This is a genomic window from Streptomyces sp. NPDC002911 (assembly GCF_053591835.1).
Map to the genome: position 1 here is coordinate 41,425 of NZ_JBSFUO010000016.1, position 20,669 is coordinate 62,093.

Consider the following 20,669-nt stretch of genomic DNA (forward strand, 5'->3'; position numbering starts at 1 on the left):
GGAGATACGCATGTCGGCGCAGGGACGTTCAGCCGGGCAGGGCGGAAAGCGACCAGGCCCGCGGGTCACGCGGCCGCAGGGGCGGGCGGACCGGCCCGCCCCCGCAGCTCAGCGGCGCAGCGCCGGGTGGTCGGCGACGACCGTGCAGGACCCCGGGGCGACCTCGGTGAACCCGGCGTCCCGCACCACCGGCAGCCCGCTCGCGGTGAGTTCGCGCCAGCGGGCGGCGTCCGGGGTGGCGACGGAGAGCGGGAACCCCGCCTCACGCCACGCCTTGCGCTCGGTGTCCGACAGCTCCCACCAGGCGAGCTGCGCGCCGTGCCCGGCCTGCGCCATCGCCTTGCCCGCCGACATGCTGACGTCCGGATTCATCCAGAGCACCGGGCCGACCGGATCGGGCGCGGGAGGGGCCTCGGGGTCGTCCAGGTCGGTGCCCGACACCTGGAGCTTGGCCAGTTCCTTGGGCCAGCCGTCCAGGGGCACCGGCGGGAACACCCGGACCTCGGCGTGCTCACCGGTGACCGTGATCCCGGGCAGCGTGCACGCCTTGCGCCACTCCGCGCCGCGCGCCCGCCGCACCACCTTGCGGATCCGGGCGTCCTGCCAGTCGTGCATGACCCGCGCCCACTCGCCCTCGGTTCCGGCCTCGTCCTCGCCCAGCGAGCGGGGGTCCGAGAGGATCGTGAGCACCGCACGCGCGGCGGTCACCAGGGCGTCGTGGCGCGCCGGGGGGTCGGTCTTCTCGACGTGCACCACCAGTGGCAGGACGAACTGCGGGGCTTCGTCACGGGAGGTCGGCTCGGCACGGAACGGGCTGTCGGCGGGGGCCTCCGGCGCTGCGGGAAGGGGCTCAGAAATGCTGTCGCTGCTCACCACCCCAGTCTGCCAGGTCCCTCCGACAAGCCGTCCTTGGCGGAACGGAGCGCTCCGGGTGAGGATGCGCGGCATGAAGAGCGACCTCTCTTCCAGTGAGCACATGGCGCAGCCGGCCGCCGCCCCCGGCATGACTCCGCAGAACGCCACATCCATCAAGTACGCAGTCAACGGTGAGATGCACGCGCGGCAGGGATCGATGATCGCCTTCCGGGGCGATCTGCAGTTCGAGCGCAAGGCAGGGCATGGGCGGCATGCTCGAGTGTGCGGTGACCGGCGAGGGGCTGACCGTGATGGCGGTCACGGGGCAGGGCGAGGCGTGGTTCGCTCCCTGAGTCGCCCATGAGGCGGCACACTGCCTCATCGTAAAGATGGATCTGCGCGAGTGAGTACGCTCGTACGTATGGACGATGCGTACTGCGAGACGCCCGCGCCGGCCCCCGCACCCGTGGACGCGTACGCCGAGTGCGTGCTGTGCCGGAAGCCGACCGAATACCCGGAGTCGACGAAGGGCAGCACGCTCTGCCCGGTCTGTGCCTGGCAGGAGGCCGGCCGCACCGCCTGTTCCGGCTGACGCGGGGCGCGTTCAGCCGCGCATCAGATCCGAGACCTTGACGAAGCGGTAGCCGCGCTCGCGCAGCTCGGGGACGATCCGGCGCACCGCGTCATCGGTGACGGGCGCCGCGCTGCGGGTGCAGTGCATGACCACCAGCGAACCCGGCTTCACGCCTGCCAGCACCTGCTCGGCCACCGCGTCCGCGTCCGTGGCGAAGGCGTCACCGCTGACCACGTCCCACTGGACCGCGGTCACCCCGGTCGGGGCCAGAGCCTTCAGCGACGCGTCGTCGTAGCAGCCGCCGGGGAAGCGGAAGTACGGCACGACATTGCGCGCCCCCGTCTTCCGGATCGCGGCGAAGGCCCGCTCCACATCGCGCCGCATGCCCGTCTTCTCGACGGTCGGCAGCCCGTAGCAGGGGGAGGAGAAAGCGTAGTGGCTGAACGAATGGTTGGCGATCTCGAACAGGGGGTCGGTGCCGATCGAGCGGGCCTGGACCGGGTACTCCTGCGCCCACCTGCCGGTCATGAAGACCGTCGACGGGACCTTCAGCCGGCGCAGCGACGCGACCAGCCCGGGGTTGTCGAAGCGCTCGCCGTCGGCGGCACGCGGTCCCTGGTCCGCCGTCATGTCCGCGTCGAAGGTGAGAGCCACGACCTTGTCGGGCCCGCCCGCCGAGTTCCGGGAGCCGGGGCCGGAGCCCGCCCCCGAGCCGTCTGGGCGTCGCTCGAAGACGGGCGTGAGGCCGCCGGGGCCGGGGGCCAGTACGGGCGGCTCGCTGTCCGGAGTCCGCGACGGGGACCCCGTCGCGGACTCCGGAGAGACCGTCGGAAGCGCTGCGGTCCTGGCGAGGGTGGCCCCGGAGCTTCCGCAGCCGGCGAGCACCCCACTCACCACAGTCAGCGCGATCGTCGTAAGAACGGATTTGATCACTGAGGGACGCTAGCTGACTTTTTGTCAGATTATGATCACGGCACTCCGGTCGCCCGGCCACCGGACCGCCGGGTCACTCGCCTGCTCATGCCCCGGTCAGCGCCAGGGGCCCGTCACCGCGAACGTCGTCCCCGGCGTGTAGCAGTTCACGAACATCGTCCCGCCGTCCGGTGAGAACGTGACGCCCGCGAACTCGCCCCACTCCGGCTCCTCGGCCGTCCCGATGTTCTGCCGTCCCCGCGCCATCGCGTAGACCTCGCCGCGCCGTGTCACTCCCAGCACGTGCTGCGCGCCGCCCCCGTCCTCACAGACCATCAGCCCACCCCCGGCGGCGAGGCAGATGTTGTCCGGGGACTCGCCCGGCAGCCGGATGTCGGTGTCCGGGCCGAAGACGATCACCAGGGTGAGCCGGCGCCGCTTCGGCTCATACCGCCACACCTGGCCGTAGTGGTCTGCGGCCGACCCCTCCGCGCTGTGCGCGAAGCTGGAGACGAAGTACACCGACGACCCGCCCCAGTAGCAGCCCTCCAGCTTCTGGGCGTGCGTGATGCCCTTCGGCCCGAAGTCCTGCAGCCGGATGGGCGTCTGCGCGGCCTGCGGGTCCGGTACGGGGACCCACTCGATCCGGTCGAAGCTCGCACCCGTCTCCTGGATCTGGGAGAGGTCGGGCACGCCGGGTACCCGCATGGCCTCCAGCGCTCCGCCGGCCCGCAGCGAGCCCGTCCCGCCGAGCGGTTTCTCGGGGAGGAAGCGGTAGAAGAGCCCGAAGGGCTTCTCGAACGCGTCCTCCGTCTCGTACACGATGCCGTTCCGCGGGTCGACCGCGACGGCCTCGTGCTGGAAGCGGCCCATCGCGGTCAGCGGTACGGCCCCGGTGCGGCGCGGATCGGCGCCGTCCACCTCGAAGATGAAGCCGTGGTCCTTGGTGTAACCGTTGGTGCCGGCCTTGTCCTCGGTCTCCTCGCAGGTCAGCCAGGTGTTCCAGGGAGTGGGTCCCCCCGCGCAGTTGACGGCCGTGCCGGCGATGGCGACGCGCTCGCCGATCACATCGCCCCGGCTGTCGAGCTCCAGGGCCGTGCAACCGCCCTTGCCCGCGGGGTCGTAGGTGAGGCCTTCGACCGTCGGGACGCCGATTCTGCCCGTGACCCGGTTCTCGTGGTTGCGCACCAGGTGGACCCGGCCGCGGCGGCCTGCGAAGGCGGCCATGCCGTCGTGGTTGCCCGGGACCTGGCCCTCGCCGGAGCGGAGCGGATCGCCCTCCCGGGAGAGCACCCGGTAGCGGAAACCTTTCGGCAGGTCGAGCAGGCCGTCCGGGTCCGGCACGAGGGGGCCGTAGCCGCTGTGGCCCCGGGCCTCTGCGGTGCCGGAGAAGAGTTCGGTGAAGGCCCCCGTGAAGGCGACCGAGGCGGCGGTCGCGGCGCCGGCGGCCAGCATCTGTCGTCGTGTCGCGAGGTGTCGAGGTGCGGATGACATGAGGCAACTCCCTGTTGGCGGACAGGTGAAGTGACCCGCATGTGTGTACCACGCGTCGCGGCGCGCGGGAACCATGCGGGTCACGGTGCCCCTTGTGTCCCCGGGGCGCTTGAGGCCCCAGGGACAAGTGGGATCAGGCCAGAGACGCGGTGAGCGTGATGGTGGTGCCCGTGAGCGCCTGGCTGACCGGGCAGTTCGCCTTGGCGTCCTCGGCGGCCTTCACGAAGCCCGCCTCGTCCAGACCCGGGACCTCGCCCTCCACCGTGAGGTGGATGCCGGTGATGCCGGTACCGGGCTGGAAGGTGACCTCGGCCTGGGTGTTCAACCGGGTGGGCGGAGTGCCCGCCGTGGCCAGACCGTTGGACAGGGCCATCGAGAAGCAGCTGGAGTGCGCGGCCGCGATGAGCTCCTCGGGGCTGGTCTTGCCGTTCGCCTTCTCCGCGCGGGACGGCCAGGAGACCGGGTACTCCCCGATCCCGGAGGAGTCGAGGGTGACAACGCCGTTGCCCTCGAGCAGGTTGCCTTCCCAGACCGTGTGCGCCTGACGCGTGGTAGCCATGCTGGATCCCTTCAAACGGTGTGCGCGGTTTGTCCGGCCGTACGCGGCACCCGGAGGCACTCGTACGCCCTTCAACCCCTGAACCTACTGCGCCACCAGTCCCTTTGCGTCACGAGCCAGTGCCGTCAGCCGCGAGATGGCCCGGAAATACTTCTTCCGGTACCCGCCGTTCAGCATCTCGTCACTGAACAGCCGGTCGAAGGGAAGACCGGAGGCGAGCACCGGGACCTCCCGGTCGTACAGGCGGTCCGCGAGCACCACCAGGCGCAGCGCCGTCGACTGGTCGGGCACCGGCTGCACATCGGTGAGGCAGACCGCCGTGATCCCGTCCGTCAGCGCGCCGTAACGGCTCGGATGGACCCGGGCGAGATGGTCGAGCAGGGCCGGGAAGTCATCGAGCGAGGCACCCGCGGTCGCATACGCGGCCCTGGTGACCTGATCCTCGGAGTACGGTGGCGGCGCCTCGGGCAGTCCTCGGTGGCGGTAGTCCTCTCCGTCGATCCGCAACGGCCGGAAGTGCGAGGACAGCCCCTGGATCTCGCGGAGGAAGTCGGCGGCCGCGAAACGGCCCTCGCCGAGCTTGCCGGGCAGCGTGTTCGATGTGGCGGCCAGCGCGACGCCCGCCTCGACCAGCCTGCTGAGCAGGGACGACACCAGGACGGTGTCACCCGGGTCGTCCAGTTCGAATTCGTCGATGCAGAGCAGCCGGTGCCCGCTCAGGGTCTGCACGGTCTGCTGGAAGCCCAGAGCGCCGACCAGGTTCGTCAGCTCGACGAAGGTGCCGAAGGCCTTGAGTGACGGCGCGGCCGGGGTGGCGTGCCAGAGCGAGGCCAGCAGGTGCGTCTTCCCGACGCCGTATCCGCCGTCGAGATAGACCCCGCGCGGCCCGGTGGGCGCTGCCGCCGCCTTCCTGCCGAACCGCCCGCCCGTCGCCCGCCACCACCCCCCGGAGGATGCGCTCCGGGCTCTTCCCGTCTTCCCGGATCCCGTCGCATGCGCTCCGCCCAGCCCGGCCGCGAAGGAGCTGAGGACCTCGACCGCCGCGGTCTGGCTCGGCTGGTTCGGGTCGGGGACATACGTATCGAAGCGCACCGAGTCGAAACGCGGCGGCGGCACCATCTCCGCGACCAGACGGTCGGCGGGGACGCGTGGCTCGAGGGCGCACAGGGACTGCGGGGCCGTTTCGGCTATGGGGCTCTGCCCCGGCACGGCTGTGGAGGACGACACAACACTCCACCTTAAGTGCCAGACTGCTGGGCATGCGACGCCTGCTCCCTGTGACGGACCTGACAACCCCAGCTCAAACCGCTGCCGCCGCCGATCGCGAGTGGACGCTCGAGGAGCTGGCCGACGCCTACGCCTATCCCGACGGCGTGCGCCCCTGGCTCCGCGCCAACATGGTCGCCACCCTGGACGGCGCCGCTCAGCACGACGGCCGTTCCCAGGGCATCTCGTCCCCCGTCGACATGCGGATCTTCGGCACCCTGCGTGGCCTGGCCGACGCGATCGTCGTCGGCGCCGAGACGGTGCGCCTGGAGGGCTACCGGCCCGCGCGGGCCCGCGACGCCTTCGCCGCCCGGCGCGAGGCCGCCGGGCAGGCCCCCGCCCCGGCCATCGCTGTCGTAAGCGCCGGCCTGGACCTGGACTTCTCGCTCCCGCTCTTCGTCTCGCCCCTGGTCCCGACCCTCCTGATCACCGGAACGGAAGCACCCTCGGACCGGGTCCACGCGGCCAGGGAGGCAGGGGTCGAGGTGCTGTTCGCCGGGGACGGTTCCGCCGTCGACCCGGCGCGCGCGGTGACGGAACTGGCCTCGCGGGGACTCACCCGGCTCCTCACCGAAGGAGGGCCGCGGCTGCTCGGCCAGTTCGTGGCGGCCGGGGTCCTGGACGAGCTCTGTCTGACCCTTTCCCCGCTGCTCGCGGCCGGAGACGCGCAGCGCATCGCGGGCGGGCCCGCCATCTCGGTGCCGGAACGTTTCTCCCTCGTCTCGCTCCTGGAGGAGGCAGGATTCCTCTTCACTCGCTACGGGAAGATCTGACATATGGCGGAATTGCCCGTTCCGGTTAGCTCCGGGTGGGCACACTTAGTCCTGCTACCCCGTGCAATTGCGGGGAAGGATGGTTTCAGCAACAGCGGCCGTCCCTGCGGCCGACGAGATGAAGCGGAAGGGCGCCCGTCGTGTTCACAAGCGTTTTGATGATCGAGAAGCCCCTCACTCCCGAGGACGTGGGGTTCGTCACGACCCTTCACGGCGAGGAGCGGATCTCGTTCGTCGTACTGATGCAGCCCCGTGGTGACCAGGCCGATGTGCTGCTGCGCGCGATCGACGACGTGGCGATCGGCGAGCTCCGGGACGCCGTCCGCGAAGGGGAGCAGCCGGAGGGAAAGGAAGCCAGGGAGCCCGCCGAGATGGCGCTGGAGTATTCGCTCCGGGAGCTGCGCGAGGCGGGCTCGGAGGCCGTCGGACAGGTGGTCGAGGACCATCCCCTGGACAAGCTGAAGACCGTGGTCGACGACTCCGGGGCCGACGAGGTCATCGTGCTGACGGCGCCGCACTACGTCGAGGAGTTCTTCCACCGCGACTGGGCGTCCCGGGCCCGTCACAAGGTCGGCGTCCCGGTGCTCAAGCTCTTCGCGCACAGCGAATAGGCTAGGGCGCACCCAGATACACGTCACACCTCGGGAGAGACACGTATGGCACCCGGTATTCCTGCCGCCCTGGAACGGCCGCACTTCATCGGCATCGGCGGCGCCGGAATGTCGGGCATCGCGAAGATCCTCGCCCAGCGCGGCGCGAAGGTGGCGGGCAGCGACGCCCGGGAGTCCGCCACCGCCGACGCCCTGCGCGCGCTGGGAGTGACCGTCCACATCGGCCACGCCGCCGGGCACCTGGCCGACGACGCGACCTCCGTGGTCGTCTCCAGCGCCATCCGCGCCGACAACCCCGAGCTGGTCCGCGCCACCGGGCTGGACATTCCCGTAGTGCACCGCTCCGACGCGCTCGCCTCCCTGATGGAGGGCCTGCGCGCGATCGCGGTCGCCGGCACGCACGGCAAGACCACCACCACCTCGATGCTCGCCGTCGCCCTGTCCGAGCTGGCCCTCGACCCCTCGTACGCCATCGGCGGCGACCTGGAGGGCCCCGGCACCAACGCCACCCACGGCCAGGGCGACATCTTCGTCGCCGAGGCGGACGAGAGCGACCGGAGCTTCCAGAAGTACGCCCCCGAGGTCGCGATCGTCCTCAACGTCGAGCTGGACCACCACGCGAACTACGCCTCGATGGACGAGATCTACGAATCCTTCGAGACCTTCGTCGGCAAGGTCGTCCCCGGCGGCACCCTCGTCATCGCCGCCGACCAGCCCGGCGCCGTCGAGCTCACCCGGCGGGTCCGCGATCTCTCCTCCCTCACCGTCGTCACCTACGGCGAGTCCGAGGGCGCCGACGTACGTGTGCACAAGGTCACCGCGCGCGGTCTGACCAGCGAGGTCACGGTCGTCCTCAACGGCAGGTACCTCACCTTCACGGTCTCCGTGCCCGGCCGCCACTACGCGCACAACGCGGTCGCCGCGCTCGCCGCCGGTGTCGCCCTCGGCATCCCCGCGCACAATCTGGCCTCCGCCATCGGCAAGTACACCGGGGTCAAGCGCCGCCTCCAGCTCAAGGGCGAGGCGGCCGGTGTCCAGGTCATCGACTCGTACGCGCACCACCCCACCGAGATGACCGCCGACCTGGAAGCCATGCGCGGGGCGGCGACCGATGCCCGCCTCCTGGTGGTCTTCCAGCCCCACCTCTTCTCCCGCACCCAGGAGCTCGGCACGGAGATGGGCCAGGCTCTCGCCCTCGCGGACGCCTCGCTGGTACTGGACATCTACCCGGCCAGGGAGGACCCGGTCCCGGGCGTCACGAGCGCACTGATCATCGACGCCGCGAAGGCCGTGGGCGCCGATGTCACGGCCGTCCCCGACAAGGCGGCGGTCCCCGCCGCCGTCGCGGGAATGGCGAAGCCCGGCGATCTGGTTCTCACCATGGGAGCGGGCGATGTCACTGACCTCGGCCCGCAGATCCTGGACCACCTGTCGAGCTGAGGGAGCCACCGTGTCGTACGACGTCGAGAAGCCGGACGAGCAATGGCGGGCGGAGCTGTCGCCCGCCGAGTACGCGGTGCTGCGCAAGGCCGGCACCGAGCCCGCCTTCGTGGGTGAGTACACCGACACCAAGACGGCGGGCGTCTACTCCTGCCGTGCCTGCGGAGCGGAGCTGTTCCGCTCCGACACCAAATTCGAGTCGCACTGCGGCTGGCCGTCCTTCTACGACCCGAAGGACACCGACGCGGTCGAGCTGCTCCAGGACAACACCCTCGGCATGACCCGCACCGAGGTGCGCTGCGCCCGCTGCGGCTCGCACCTGGGGCACGTCTTCGAGGGCGAGGGCTACTCGACTCCCACGGACCAGCGGTACTGCATCAACTCGATCTCGCTGACGCTGGCGCCCGACGAGAGCTGATCGCGCCGGGCCCGGCGCGTACCGGCGCCGGATCCAACGGAACGGCCCGTCAGGAGGCATGTGCTCCTGACGGGCCGTTCTGTCGGGTGGAGCAGGCCCTCAGGCCGTCCGTACGGCCGTGCTCACGTCTTCACGAGCTCGTTTTCCTTCTGCTGCCCCGGGATGTGGGTGTTCAGCCGCTCGCCCTCGATATCGAGGTCGGGCAGGGCCCGGTCGACCGGGCGCGGCAGATACCAGGCGGCGCGTCCCAGCAGGTGCATGACGGCCGGCACGAGAGCCATCCTTACGATGAACGCGTCGATGAGTACGCCGATCGCCAGGGCGAACCCGATGGACTTGATGATCGGGTCGGGCATGAACACGAATCCGCCGAAGACGGCGAACATGATCACCGCCGCGGCCGTGACCACGCGCGCGTTGTGGCCGACGCCGCTGATGACGGCCTCGCGGGCATCGGCGCCGTGGACGAAGTCCTCCCGCATCCGCGAGACGAGGAAGACCTCGTAGTCCATGGCCAGTCCGAAGAGGATGCCGATCAGGAGGATGGGCAGGAAGCTGACCAGCGGGCCGGGCGTGTCGAGGCCGACCAGGTCCGCCAGATGACCTTCCTGGAAGATAGCGACGGTGATGCCGAAGGTGGCACCGATCGTCAGCAGGAAGCCGAGTGCCGCCTTGAGCGGGACCAGGACCGACCGGAAGACGAGCATCAGCAGCAGGATGGACAGCCCGACCACCAGCAGGAGATAGACCGGCAGCGCGTCGGCGAGCTTCTCCGAGACGTCGATACCGACCGCGGTGGCACCGGTCAACGCGATGCCGGCCCCCTTGACGTCCTCCACCCGGTCACGGATCGCGTGGACGGTGTCCTCGGTCGCGGCGTCGGTGGGACCCGTCTCGGGGATCACCGCCAGCAGGGCGGTGGTGCGCTTCTCATTCATCTGCGGGGCGGCGACGGCCAGTACGCCGTCGGTGTCCATGATCAGCGCGGTGGTCTCCTTGACCGCGGCGCCGGTCGCCTGCGCGCTGTCGCCGGAAACGACGGCGATCAGCCGGCCGTTGAAGCCCTCACCGAACCCTTCGGTGGTCAGGTCGTAGGCCTCACGGTTGGGCGAGCCGACCGCCTCGGTGCCGGCGTCGGGCAGTGACAGCCGCATGTCCTGCACGGGCAGGGCGAGCGCGCCCAGCCCGACCACACCGACAAGGAGCACGGGCACGCGCAGCCGCGCCACGATCCGGCCCCAGCGGAAGCCGAAGCCGGTCCCGGCCTCGACGGGGGCGGGTGCCCGGTCCTGCGTCCGGAGCTTCCGGGGCAGGACGCGTACGCCCGCGAAGCCGAGGACGGCAGGCAGCAGCGTGAGGGAGACCAGCACGGCGAGGGCGACCGTGGCGGCGGCCGCCAGCCCCATGACCGTGAGGAACGGGACACCGGCTACAGCGAGCCCCGCCAGTGCGATGACGACGGTGGCGCCTGCGAACACGACGGCGGAACCGGCGGTCCCGGTCGCCCGGCCGGCTGCTTCCTCCCTCTCCATGCCCTCCGAGAGGTACTGGCGGTAGCGGGAGGTGATGAACAGCGCGTAGTCGATGCCGACGGCCAGGCCGAGCATGAGCGCCAGGATCGGCGCGGTGCTCGTCAGCTCCACGGTGCTGCTGAGGGAGAACAGCCCGGCCATGCCCGCCGCCACGCCGACCAGGGCGTTCAGCAGGGTCATGCCCGCCGCCACCAGGGAGCCGAAGGTGAGGACCAGGACGAGGGCGGCCACCGCGACACCGATGGCCTCGGTCGAACCGATCTCCGGGACGCCCCGCATGATCTCGCCGCCGTGCTCGACACGGAGGTCGGTGACGTCCGACCCCGCCTCCCTGAACGACTCGCGCTGCGCGTCGGTGATGCCGTCGACACCCGACTCGAACTGCACCTGGATCAAGGCGTAGCGGCCGTCCTGCGAGACGGCCTTGGATATGAACGGGTCGACGGCCGCGAGGACACCGGGAACCTTTCCGGCCTCCTCGGTCACGGGGGCGACGGCCGCCGGTGTGAGCTTCCCGCCCTCGGGCGCCGCGACGACGATCGTCCCCGTCGCGCCGCCTGCCTGCGGGAATTCCCTGGAGAGCGAGTCCAGGGCCTTCTGGGACTCGGTGCCCGGTATCGAGAACTTGCTGGTGGTGGGCCCGCTGAAGGCTGCCGCGCCGCCTCCGAGCAGGGCGAGCAGCAGAAGCCACAGGGCGAGGACACGCCCTCGGCGACGGAAGGAGAGCCGGCCGAGCCGGTACAGCAGGATTGCCATGCGAAAGAGGCGTCTTTCTCTTGGACCTGGACGACTTGTGTCAGCTGGTGGGATGTCCGAGGGTTCTCAGTGCTCCCCGGACCAGTTCGGCGCGCAGGGTGTCCCGGTCGACGTCGACGTCGGAGGCGACCGTGACGGCCACCCCTCCGATCACCATCTGGGCCATGACACGCGCACGCGGTTGTCGGGACCGGCCGGCCAGCGCATCCGCGAGCCGGTCGATCGCCTCGGGAATGACGGCCAGTACCGGATGTCCGAGCATGTCGGGCAACGCGGCGAAGATGATCTTCACCTCGAGGTGGAAACGCACCGCCAGGCCGACATAGCCCGCCACGGCCGACTCGACGGCCTGGTCGCCGTCCAGCACCGCCAACTCCTCACTCAGGGCGGACAGCCCCTCGGCCGGCGAGGCCAGCAGTTCCGTGAGAATCGCGTCCTTGCCGGCGAAGTGGTAGAGCAGGGACGCCTTGGAACAGTGCGCCTCGACGGCGATGTCGTGCAGCGAGGTCCCCTTGAAGCCGTGCTCAGCGAAGAGGCCCAGGGCGGAGTCGAGGATGTGACGGCGCATCGCGGAAGGCGGACGTGGCATGAGTTCACCGTAGCTGACCGATCGGTCAGCTCTGACCGATCGGTCAGGCGCTCTTCGTGACGCCTGCCACCCCGGCTTCACGCTGTCCTGGCCAACTCTGCTGTTGACGTGGCCCCTTGACCCCAGGGGTGGGGCATCGGCCGCGGTTCCTCCCGGCGGGGATCTGTACGTGCGACGGCTGGGGCTCGGGGCCATGCACCTGCCGACGGAGCGGGGTCCGGCCCGTGAGGCTTCCGTCGCGGTCGCCCGGCGGGCCGTAGACCTGGGCATCACCCTGATCGGCACCGGAGGACATCGCCGCCGAACAGCTCCAGCTGTCCCCGCCCACCACGCACGCCTCGACCGCTGGTCCGAGCACCCCCGGCGCCAGGGGGTCAGGCGTCCAGGGTGCGGGCCGTCCGGCTCAGGCTGGTGTGAACTGTTCAGGTACGGGCGGGGCGGCGGCGAGACCGGTGAGAGACGGCATGGTCCGGAGTTCGGATCTCCGGCCCTGAGGTGCCCTAGGCGGTGTCTTCAAATGATCTTGCGTGGTGGATCATCGTTGGGTGATACGTCGTCATGAGCTGTCAGATGCCGAATGGGAGTTCGTGCGGTCCTTGCTGCCTGAGTCGTCGCGGGGCAGGAAGCGGTTGGACGACCGCACGGTGCTCAACGGGATTGTGTGGAAGTTCCGCACCGGGATCGCTTGGCGTGACGTTCCCGAGCGGTACGGTCCCTGGGCCACGCTGCACACCCGGTTTCGCCGGTGGGCTCTGGACGGCACGTTCGAGCGGATGCTCCGGGCTGCCCAGGCACGGGCGGACGCCACCGGGGACATCGACTGGCTTGTGTCGGTCGACTCCACCATCGTCCGCGCCCACCAGCACGCCGCCGGGGCTCCAAAAGGGGGCTCCGCAGCCCCGGCCTTGGACGCTCCAGAGGCGGCCTGACCAGCAAAATTCACCTGGCGTGCGAAGCCGTGGGGCGTCCGCTCGCCTTCACTGTGACTGGTGGGAACACCAACGACTGCACCCAGTTCACGACCGTGATGGACGCGATACGGGTGCCCCGCCTCGGTCCGGGACGGCCACGGAACCGGCCCGACCATGTCCTAGGCGACAAGGGCTACAGCTCCAAGGCCATCCGGACCTGGCTCAGGCAGCGGGGCGTCGGCCACACCATCCCGGAACGGGCCGACCAGATCCGCAACCGGCTCAGGCGCGGCAGCCGCGGCGGACGACCGCCAGCCTTTGACAAGCAGTTCTACAAGCAGCGCAACGTGGTCGAACGCTGCTTCAACCGCTTGAAGCAATGGCGAGGCATCGCCACCCGCTACGACAAGACCGTCGAGTCCTATCAAGCAGCCGTCGCCCTCGCCTCGCTCCTGATGTGGGCGTGACATGTGAAGGCAACTCCTAGAGACAGGTCCAGTTCTGTTGCAGCGCTGGAAACGCCATCACTCTGCCGCGTGCCGCAGGATGCGGGCGGCCACCAGTTCCGGATCGTCGGTCGGCAGGGCGTGGCTCGCACCGGGCACGACCTCCACCTCGGCTGTGGGCATGAGGGCTCCTACTCGCTCCGCGACCTGGCGTGCGTCGTGCAGTGAGCTCTGCTCCCCGAGCAGGAAGAGCGAGGGGACCCGCACCCGGCGCAACTCCTCGTCGGAGAAGACCCGGGCCGGCGGAAGAGCGCGCCGGAACCCGATGGAGGTGCGTCCCAGTTCCATCAGCTCGGTCTCCAGGATGGCGCTGTTGCCGATCCAGCGGGACAGTCGGGGGCGCAGTGCGCGGGGGGCCATGCCGGCCAGGCCGCCGGCGATGAGCCAGGCGTAGAAGCGGCGGCCGGGGTCGGCGAATCCGGCGGGTTCGACCAGGGTGAGGGCGGCCGTGCGGCCCGGGTGGTGCATCTGATGGCCGAGCGCCAGCCAGCCGCCGTAGGAGCAGCCGACGAGATGCGCGGTGGTGGCCTCCAGCCCGGCGAGTACCTCCTCCAGCCAGCGGGCCCCGTCCTCGGCGCCGGTCAGGGGCGCGCTCTGGATGCTGGCGCCCGGCTCACCGACCGTGTCAACGGCGATCACCGTGTGATGGCGGGCGATCGGCTCGATGTACCGGTGCCACATCAGGGAGTTGCCGTTGGCGCCCGACAGCAGGACGACCGGGTCGGAGCAGGGCGGCCCGGCACGGTGGACGCGGGTGGTACCGAAGGATGTCGGCAGGTCGAAGGCGTCGACCGGGTCCGGCCAGAGCCGGTCGAGCAGGCGTCCGTAGACGGTGTGGAAACGCTCGCGGGCCTTGTCGTTCCTGAACTCGCCTATGCTCATGGTACAGACGTATCACAAGTTGATACACGTGTACCACTAGGGGGAGGTCGACCATCGCCGCGCGCGTCGATCACGAGGAACGCAGGAAACAGATCGCGGAGGCTCTGCTGCGTATCGCCGCCACCGAGGGGCTCCAGTCGGTGAGCATGCGGGCGGTCGCCACCGAGGCGGGCGTCTCCCTTCGGCTGGTGCAGTACTACTTCACGACCAAGCAAGCCCTGGTGCTGGACGCCCTCGCCCGGCTGGGCACCCAGCTCCAGGCCCGCATGGACCGGTGGGTCCGCGAGGCGGGCTCTCCGCCGCAACCACGCTCCACGGTCACCGCCATCCTCTCCAGCGTCCTGCCGACAGACGATGAGAGCCGCCGGATCACCCGGATCTACGCCGCCTACTACGTGCTCGTCCTCGGTGACAGCTCGCTGGAAGAACACGCCACACCCCAACCCGCACTACTGGAAGGCTTCCTCGCCAAGCAGCTCCGCCTGGCGCAAGAGGCCGGCGCTGTCGGCCCCGAGAAAGATCCCGCCATGGTGGCGGCCGGACTGATGGCCATGGTCAACGGCCTCGGCTCCAGCGTGCTGGGCAGCCAGCGCACCGGTAAAGCAGCCCTGCTTGTCCTGCGCCACCACCTGGACGAACTGTTCGGCCCCGCTACTCCTGCATCCGACGGCTCGTGACGACATACCACCCGACGCTGAATCCACCACGCAAGATCATTTGAAGACACCACCTAGTCCTGGCCGGACTCCGCGCCCACCTCGGCCCGCAGCAGCGGGTGTACCACCCCGGGGAACACCCGGGCCCGTACGATCTCCTCCGCCGCACCGCCCTGCACCACGGTCTCGGCCACACCCCACGGGCGTCCTGCCAGGTGAACGGTCAGCGTGTACGAGGCCGGACAGCCCATGCACTCGTAGCGGTCCGCCCAGGTCTCCACGTCCGTGACGCTGCCCGGGTAGCGCTTCACGTGCCGGTGCCGGGCATGGCAGTGGTCACAGGTCTCGCCGGGCTCGCACGTACCGCCGCACGGGCAGGGCACATCGAGCGAGTCCGCAGGTTGCCAGCGCTGGACGAGCCGGGCGTCGCGGGTGGCGCCCATGTCCTTCATCGCCTTCAGGTTCCGCGCGGCGACGTTGTACGACTCGCCCGTCGCGGCCATCCGGTCCCGGATCACGTCCTTGCGCCCGCGGTTCGTCGTCATGTCTTCCTCCTGGGTGTACGCAGCCCGCCAGGAGGCTCACGAAATAGTCCTCCCTACGGTACCTGCCGCTCCGTGCCCGCGGTCCCGGTGCCGGCCGTGCGATCCGCCGGAATCGCAAATGCCCCGAGTACGACAGTTCAGCCGTAAATCGAAACGATTGACTACTCCTCGCGGTCCCGACGCACGGCGGCGCGCCGCCATCGAGTCAACTCGGCTTGTTCTGCTCATGGACTCCGGGTTTTCTGTGAAGCGCTGGTGAATTGAATCTTCATATGCTGATGAGAAAATCCTCTGACCACGTCACATCATTATTTTCCGATCCGGCCAGTCGCGCGCACCGGATGACTGAATCAATGTCTTGACCGGTTCTCGTCGTGCGATACACACTCGCAACAGGCACTCATGCATCAGGAGCCACGAGCGCACACGGATGCGGATGGCCCTGCGAGACCAGATATCGCACGGGGTGAACGACGGGGGTTACACGCGGGGGATCGGTGTGTGCGGATTCGACGCACGCACGCATTTCCTTCTCCTCTCCTCTCATCTCTTGGTGCGCGAAGGGAATGGAGGGGGAATGCCGACGCACATGAGCTATCCCGGTGTGTACATCGAAGAGCTTCCCAGCAGCGTCCGTACGATCGCCTCGGTCACCACCTCGGTGACCGCGTTCGTGGGGCACACGCGCCGGGGCCCGCTCGACCAACCCGTACGGATCACCAGCTTCGCGGACTTCGAGCGCCGGTTCGGCGGTCTCACCTCGCGGAGCGCCCTCAGCTACGCAGTGCACCAGTTCTTCGGCAACGGCGGCACCCTCGCCGTGATCGTCCGGGTGGCAGAGGCAGGCACGGGCGAGGACGCCTGCGTCACGCTCCGCTCCACGGAGGGGCACAGTGAGTGCCCGGTGCTCGAGGTGCACGCGAAGGAGCCCGGCGTGTGGGGCTCGGGCCTGCGGGTGGCCGTCGACCACGACACCCCCGCGCCGGACAGGACGTTCAACCTCCAGATCCTCGACGCCCGCGGTGGGGCCCGGGAGTCTTTCACCGGACTGTCCATGGACGCCGGCCACGGCCGCTTCGTCGAGACAGTCGTCAACGCCGGCTCCTCCCTGGTCCGGGTGAAGGCCCTCGACGAGGACCGGCCGGACCCGTCCGGCACGGTCTCCAAGCCCTTCGCGGCGGATCTGCCCGGCCTGGAAGTCGAGCTGAAGGTCAAGATCGGTGACGTGGAGCGCGAGTTCACGCTCTTCGAGCCCGACCGTGACGGTGGACCGCCCCGTAACCTCACGGAGCTGGCCCTCCTGCTGGAGCGCAAGCTGCGCGCGCTGCCCGACGCCCCCGGGAAGCACGCCTTCGCAGGGGCCGAGGTCACCGCCTTCGGACGGCGGCTCCAGGTCGTCGCCGGGTCCGTCGACCCGGACGACGTGGTCCGCTTCGTCGGCGAGTGCGCCAATGACCTGGGGCTCGAGGCCTCGGTGAACCCGCCCGTCTTCCCGCTGGAGGGCGGCAAGGACGGCGACCCGCCCGGCCCGCGCGACCTCATCGGCAGCGAGGGGGCCAAGACCGGTCTCCAGTCGCTGCGTGACGTGGACGACGTCAACCTGCTGGCCCTGCCGGAGCTGTCGGCGTACGAGTCCACCGAGGACATGGTCACCGTCCTGTCCGCGGCCGAGCAGCTCTGCCAGGAGCGGCGGATCTTCCTGCTCGTCGACTCGCCCTCGACGTGGGGCGGCGTCGACGCCGCGCGGGCCGGGATCGGTGCGTTCGAACCCGTCCGCAGCAACCACGCGGGGCTGTACTTCCCGCATCTGCAGCTGACCGACCCGCTGACCGGGAGGCTGCGCTCCTTCCCGCCGTCGGGTGCCGTCGCCGGGGTGATCGCACGCACCGACGGCGAACGCGGGGTGTGGAAGGCGCCGGCCGGGACCGAGGCGCGCCTCGCCGGTGTCCGGTCACTGACGGTCAAGCTGACCGACCGGGAGAACGGGCTGCTCACCCCACTGGGCGTGAACTGCCTGCGCACCTTCCCCGTGGTGGGGCCGCTGGTCTGGGGTGCCCGCACGCTGGAGGGCGCGGACGCGCTCGACAGCGAGTGGAAGTACGTACCGGTGCGACGGCTCGCCCTGCACGTCGAGGAGAGCCTCTACCGCGGTCTGCAGTGGGTCGTCTTCGAACCCAACGACGAGCAGCTGTGGCAGCAGATCAGGCTCAAGGCGTCGGCCTACCTCAACGACCTGTTCAGGCAGGGCGCGTTCAAGGGCGGTACACCGCGCGAGGCGTACTTCGTGAAGTGCGACAAGGACACCACCACCGACGCCGACATCGAACGCGGAGTGGTCAACGTCGTGATCGGTATCGCACCGGTCAAGCCCGCGGAGTTCGTGATCGTGAAGATCCAGCAGTTCGCCGGGCAGTTCGACCTCTCGTAGCCGGCCTCTCGTAGCCGACGTCTCGTAGTCACGGAAAAGGATCACGAAGGAAACCGATGGCTGAGTTCCAGATAAACGCCCATCGCTTCGACCCCTACAAGAATTTCAAGTTCCTGGTTCTCTGGGACGGTAGAACGGTCGCGGGCATCAGTAAAATCAGTCCCCTGAAGCGCACCACCGAGGTGGTCAAACACCGTCACGGCGGTGATCCGAGCTCACCGCGCAAGTCGCCGGGCCGCTCCGAGTTCGAGGGCGTCACGCTCGAACGCGGCGTCACCCACGATGCCGAGTTCGACCGCTGGGCCAACAAGGTCTGGCAGGTGGGTGCCGGGCTCGGGTCGGAGGTCTCGCTCCGGGACTTCCGCAAGGACATCATCATCCAGGTGCTCAACGAAGCCGGGCAGGTGGCCGTTTCGCACAAGCTCTACCGGGCCTGGGTCAGTGAGTACCAGGTCATCGGCGAGCTCGACGCGAACGCCAACGCCGTCGCCATCCAGAGCGTGAAGCTGGAGTGCGAGGGCTGGGAGCGCGACTACGAGATCCCGGAACCGGTCGAGCCGTCGTTCACCCACCCGGCCTGATCGTCGCCGTGATCCCTGGAACGGCCCCGGTGGGGCCCGCCGAACTGCTGGCCGCCTGGGAGACCGGGCTGTCTCTGGACGCGGCGGAGAGATCGCTGCTGCTGCACGGGGCGGCCCGCCCGGGGGCCGGTACCGACGCGTTGCTGTCGGTGCCGGTCGGCGAGCGGGAAGCCGATCTGTTCGCGCTGCGCCGGTCGCTCTTCGGCGAGCGGATGCAGGTGCGGACCGAGTGCGGTGCCTGCGGCGAGGCCGTGGAGTTCGACCTCGACGCCGGCGCACTGGGTGCCCGCCCGGCGGCGGGGGACCGGCTGCTGCGCGTGGCGGAGGACGACTGGGTGGTCGAGTTCCGGCTGCCCACCGTCGCCGACCTCGCGACGGCCGGTGCGGACGTTTCGCCCGCCGGTGCACGCCGGCGACTGGTGACGGGCTGCACGGTCCGGGCCCTGCGGGGCGGCGAGCCCGTCACCGCGGAGCGGCTGGCCGACCTGCTGCCCGAACGGGTGGAGCGGCTCATCGCCGAGAAGGCCGCCGAGGCCGACCCGACGGCCGAGGTGACGCTGAACGTGGCGTGCCCCGAATGCGGTGGGGCCACCCGGGCCGAGCTGGACATCACCTCCTACCTGTGGACCGAACTGGACAGCTGGGCGAGGGACTTGCTCCTCGATGTCCATCTGCTCGCCACCGCCTACGGGTGGAGCGAACCCGACATTCTGGCGCTCAGCCCCATTCGGCGTCGTTACTACCTGGAGCTGTGCACCGATGGCTGACTACTTCGACAGGCTGCTCGCCCGGTACACGCCGGTGGCCGTAGCCGACGACAGCGGCGCACGGGTGCGGGTGCGGGTACGGCCGCGGCTGTCCGGCCCGTTCGAGCGGGCCGAGGCACTGCGGTACGGCCCGCCCGAGCCGGACGAACCGGCCGCGCTGCTTCCCTCCGCTCCGAGCGCCGACCGGGATCTGCCCCGGCCGCCGCGGCCGGACCGGGAGGTGCGTACGGAGCGGCACACCATGGTGCGCACGGAGCGCGTCCCGCAGCCCGCCGGGACGGGGCAACCCGCCCGGCCCGAGGCAGCAGCCCCGGCCCCCCTGCTGCGGCCCTCGGCGGCTCCGGCACCGAAGGCCCGGCCCGCTGGGGCGGAAGGCGCGCGTGCGGCACGCCGGGGGCGGCCGTCCGCTCCGGACGAGCCGGCGGCGCCCGTCATGCCGACGGCGCCGGCATACGCGCCGACCCCACCGGCGCGCGCGGCAGCGCTCGCCCTGCCGCGCGGCTCCGGTTCCGCCGCAGCGCGGGGCGCGGCGCCCGGCTCGGTGGGGCGGCGCGCACCGCGCCCGGCCGAACGCGTCGTGCACGTGCAGATCGGTCGACTGGAGGTCAGCGCGGCGCCGCCGCCCGGCGCGAGCGCCGCACCGGCCGGGCGCCCCGCACAGCGGACCGGCCGGCCCGCACCCGTACTGACGCTGGACGACTACCTGTCACGTGGCGGGAAGAGGGACTGACGACATGAGCAACGCACTCGCCGTCGCCACGGTCACCCAGGCGCTCGCCCTGCTGATCGAGAGCAACCTCGGACCCGAGATGGACATCGCGGTCAAGGTGGAGACCCGTAAGCCGCCGTCGGAGCCGCCCGGCGAGCCGACCATCACGGTGTTCCTCTACCAGGTGACCCCGAACGCCGCGATGCGCAACAACGACCTGCCGACGCGCGCCGCCGACGGCTCCCTGCGTAACCGGGCGGCCGCACCGCTGGACCTGCATTACGTGATCAGCGCGTACGGGGAGGAGACGGAGCTGGTCGGGCAGCGGCTGCTGGGCTGCGTGATCCGGACGCTGCACGAGATTCCGGTACTGCCGAGGGAACTGATCGAACTGGCCGCCGAGCGGCCGTATCTGGCGGGCGGCGATCTGGCGGACTCGCCGCAGAAGGTCCGCTTCACGCCGACGGTCATGGACGTCGACGAGACGTCCAAGCTCTGGGGGATGCTGCACCAGACTCCGTACACCCTGTCGGTCGCCTACCAGGCGTCGTTGGTGGTGATCGAGGGCCGCGAGAAGCCGGTCCCGGCGAAGCCGGTGCAGCAGCGCACGGTACGGGTGGTGCCGTTCGGGGCGGCTCCTGCGGCGCCCGTCGTGCCTGCCGCGCCCGCTGTTCCGGCCGTTCCGGATGGCACGGCTCCCGCCGAGAAGCTTCCCGTCAAGAAGGTTCCGGCCAAGAAGGTTTCCGTCAAGAAGGTTTCCCCGAGGAAGACCGCTGCTGCGGCCAAGGCACCCGTCACATCGACCAGGACCGCCGCCAAGCGAGCGGCTTCACCGCGTCCCCGCCGGAAGGCCGGGAGCGACGTACCGACGCCGGACGACGAGGGCTGAGCCGGGGTGCGGAACA

The 20,669-nt window shown here is 70.2% G+C and carries 21 protein-coding genes and 2 pseudogenes; 14 read left to right on the forward strand and 9 right to left on the reverse strand.

Features of this window, described 5'->3' with window-relative positions:
- Positions 1-108 precede the first annotated feature (108 nt).
- Entirely contained in the window at positions 109-948 is an 840-nt protein-coding gene (locus ACWD04_RS23295; RefSeq protein ID WP_451134849.1) for a peptidyl-tRNA hydrolase, read from the reverse strand.
- Between ACWD04_RS23295 and ACWD04_RS23300 the strand changes: the two are divergent.
- Together ACWD04_RS23300 and ACWD04_RS23305 are read left to right on the forward strand one after the other, a co-directional pair.
- Positions 947-1,199, forward strand: a pseudogene (locus ACWD04_RS23300) (AIM24 family protein); the annotation flags it as partial. The gene ACWD04_RS23295 and the pseudogene ACWD04_RS23300 sit on opposite strands and share 2 nt — an antisense overlap.
- Positions 1,200-1,276: 77 nt before the next feature.
- Entirely contained in the window at positions 1,277-1,447 is a 171-nt protein-coding gene (locus ACWD04_RS23305) for a hypothetical protein (protein WP_451134851.1), read from the forward strand.
- Between the two features lie 12 nt (positions 1,448-1,459).
- Here the strand turns inward: ACWD04_RS23305 and ACWD04_RS23310 are convergent, their stop codons facing one another.
- The 4 genes from ACWD04_RS23310 to zapE all read right to left on the reverse strand — a co-directional run bounded on the left by ACWD04_RS23310 (position 1,460) and on the right by zapE (position 5,621).
- Positions 1,460-2,362, reverse strand: a complete 903-nt coding sequence (locus ACWD04_RS23310; protein ID WP_451134853.1) for a polysaccharide deacetylase family protein — start codon at positions 2,360-2,362, stop codon at positions 1,460-1,462.
- Between the two features lie 96 nt (positions 2,363-2,458).
- Positions 2,459-3,835, reverse strand: a complete 1,377-nt coding sequence (locus ACWD04_RS23315) for an alkaline phosphatase PhoX (RefSeq protein ID WP_451134855.1) — start codon at positions 3,833-3,835, stop codon at positions 2,459-2,461.
- A gap of 133 nt (positions 3,836-3,968) precedes the next feature.
- A complete protein-coding gene (locus tag ACWD04_RS23320) occupies positions 3,969-4,394 on the reverse strand; it encodes an OsmC family protein (protein WP_033300108.1) in 426 nt (141 codons plus the stop codon).
- A gap of 84 nt (positions 4,395-4,478) precedes the next feature.
- The gene (zapE, locus tag ACWD04_RS23325; protein WP_451134858.1) at positions 4,479-5,621 is read right to left on the reverse strand and encodes a cell division protein ZapE; all 1,143 of its coding nucleotides are present in this window, start codon (positions 5,619-5,621) and stop codon (positions 4,479-4,481) included.
- Between the two features lie 32 nt (positions 5,622-5,653).
- Here zapE and ACWD04_RS23330 point away from each other — a divergent pair, with 32 nt between their 5' ends.
- The 4 genes from ACWD04_RS23330 (at position 5,654) to msrB (ending at position 8,902) form a co-directional block, all read left to right on the forward strand.
- On the forward strand, positions 5,654-6,433 hold the full coding sequence (locus ACWD04_RS23330) for a pyrimidine reductase family protein (RefSeq protein WP_451134860.1): 780 nt from the start codon (positions 5,654-5,656) through the stop codon (positions 6,431-6,433).
- Positions 6,434-6,591: 158 nt separating this feature from the next.
- Positions 6,592-7,044 carry an indole-3-glycerol phosphate synthase gene (locus ACWD04_RS23335; protein WP_451134862.1) on the forward strand — a complete coding sequence of 151 codons (453 nt, stop codon included), beginning with the start codon at positions 6,592-6,594 and terminating at the stop codon, positions 7,042-7,044.
- Positions 7,045-7,089: 45 nt separating this feature from the next.
- Positions 7,090-8,484, forward strand: coding sequence for a UDP-N-acetylmuramate--L-alanine ligase (gene murC / locus ACWD04_RS23340; protein ID WP_451134864.1), 1,395 nt, complete (start codon positions 7,090-7,092; stop codon positions 8,482-8,484).
- A 10-nt stretch (positions 8,485-8,494) separates the two neighbouring features.
- Complete coding sequence (gene msrB, locus ACWD04_RS23345) at positions 8,495-8,902, forward strand: peptide-methionine (R)-S-oxide reductase MsrB (RefSeq protein ID WP_451134866.1); 408 nt, start codon at positions 8,495-8,497, stop codon at positions 8,900-8,902.
- Between the two features lie 122 nt (positions 8,903-9,024).
- Here msrB and ACWD04_RS23350 read toward each other — a convergent pair whose 3' ends face one another.
- Positions 9,025-11,190 (reverse strand): MMPL family transporter, encoded by a 2,166-nt coding sequence (locus ACWD04_RS23350; RefSeq protein ID WP_451134868.1) that lies wholly within the window; start codon positions 11,188-11,190, stop codon positions 9,025-9,027.
- A 40-nt stretch (positions 11,191-11,230) separates the two neighbouring features.
- Positions 11,231-11,779 carry a TetR/AcrR family transcriptional regulator gene (locus ACWD04_RS23355; RefSeq protein ID WP_451134870.1) on the reverse strand — a complete coding sequence of 183 codons (549 nt, stop codon included), beginning with the start codon at positions 11,777-11,779 and terminating at the stop codon, positions 11,231-11,233.
- A gap of 193 nt (positions 11,780-11,972) precedes the next feature.
- Here ACWD04_RS23355 and ACWD04_RS23360 point away from each other — a divergent pair.
- Positions 11,973-12,065 (forward strand): annotated as a pseudogene (locus ACWD04_RS23360) (aldo/keto reductase); the annotation flags it as partial.
- 262 nt (positions 12,066-12,327) lie between these two features.
- Positions 12,328-13,157, forward strand: a protein-coding gene (locus ACWD04_RS23365; protein ID WP_451135014.1) for an IS5 family transposase whose coding sequence is annotated in 2 segments (ribosomal slippage) — positions 12,328-12,658 and positions 12,658-13,157 — 831 coding nt in all. Because the reading frame shifts where the segments join, the coding sequence is not laid out codon by codon here.
- A gap of 57 nt (positions 13,158-13,214) precedes the next feature.
- Here ACWD04_RS23365 and ACWD04_RS23370 read toward each other — a convergent pair.
- Positions 13,215-14,078, reverse strand: coding sequence for an alpha/beta fold hydrolase (locus tag ACWD04_RS23370; protein WP_451134872.1), 864 nt, complete (start codon positions 14,076-14,078; stop codon positions 13,215-13,217).
- Between the two features lie 92 nt (positions 14,079-14,170).
- Here ACWD04_RS23370 and ACWD04_RS23375 point away from each other — a divergent pair, with 92 nt between their 5' ends.
- Entirely contained in the window at positions 14,171-14,755 is a 585-nt protein-coding gene (locus ACWD04_RS23375) for a TetR/AcrR family transcriptional regulator (RefSeq protein WP_451135016.1), read from the forward strand.
- A gap of 53 nt (positions 14,756-14,808) precedes the next feature.
- Here ACWD04_RS23375 and ACWD04_RS23380 read toward each other — a convergent pair whose 3' ends face one another.
- Complete coding sequence (locus ACWD04_RS23380) at positions 14,809-15,279, reverse strand: hypothetical protein (protein WP_451134874.1); 471 nt, start codon at positions 15,277-15,279, stop codon at positions 14,809-14,811.
- Positions 15,280-15,856: 577 nt separating this feature from the next.
- Here ACWD04_RS23380 and ACWD04_RS23385 point away from each other — a divergent pair.
- The 5 genes from ACWD04_RS23385 to ACWD04_RS23405 are packed head-to-tail and all read left to right on the forward strand — an operon-like array spanning position 15,857 to position 20,653.
- Positions 15,857-17,707 (forward strand): phage tail sheath family protein, encoded by a 1,851-nt coding sequence (locus tag ACWD04_RS23385; RefSeq protein ID WP_451134876.1) that lies wholly within the window; start codon positions 15,857-15,859, stop codon positions 17,705-17,707.
- Between the two features lie 56 nt (positions 17,708-17,763).
- The gene (locus ACWD04_RS23390; protein WP_451134878.1) at positions 17,764-18,288 is read left to right on the forward strand and encodes a phage tail protein; all 525 of its coding nucleotides are present in this window, start codon (positions 17,764-17,766) and stop codon (positions 18,286-18,288) included.
- Positions 18,289-18,296: 8 nt separating this feature from the next.
- Complete coding sequence (locus ACWD04_RS23395; protein WP_451134880.1) at positions 18,297-19,055, forward strand: T4 family baseplate hub assembly chaperone; 759 nt, start codon at positions 18,297-18,299, stop codon at positions 19,053-19,055.
- Positions 19,048-19,785: a hypothetical protein gene (locus ACWD04_RS23400; protein ID WP_451134882.1), complete on the forward strand. Its 738-nt coding sequence runs from the start codon at positions 19,048-19,050 to the stop codon at positions 19,783-19,785. Before ACWD04_RS23395 ends, ACWD04_RS23400 begins: the two co-directional genes overlap by 8 nt.
- A 4-nt stretch (positions 19,786-19,789) precedes the next feature.
- Positions 19,790-20,653, forward strand: coding sequence for a Pvc16 family protein (locus ACWD04_RS23405; RefSeq protein ID WP_451134884.1), 864 nt, complete (start codon positions 19,790-19,792; stop codon positions 20,651-20,653).
- Positions 20,654-20,669 lie beyond the last annotated feature (16 nt).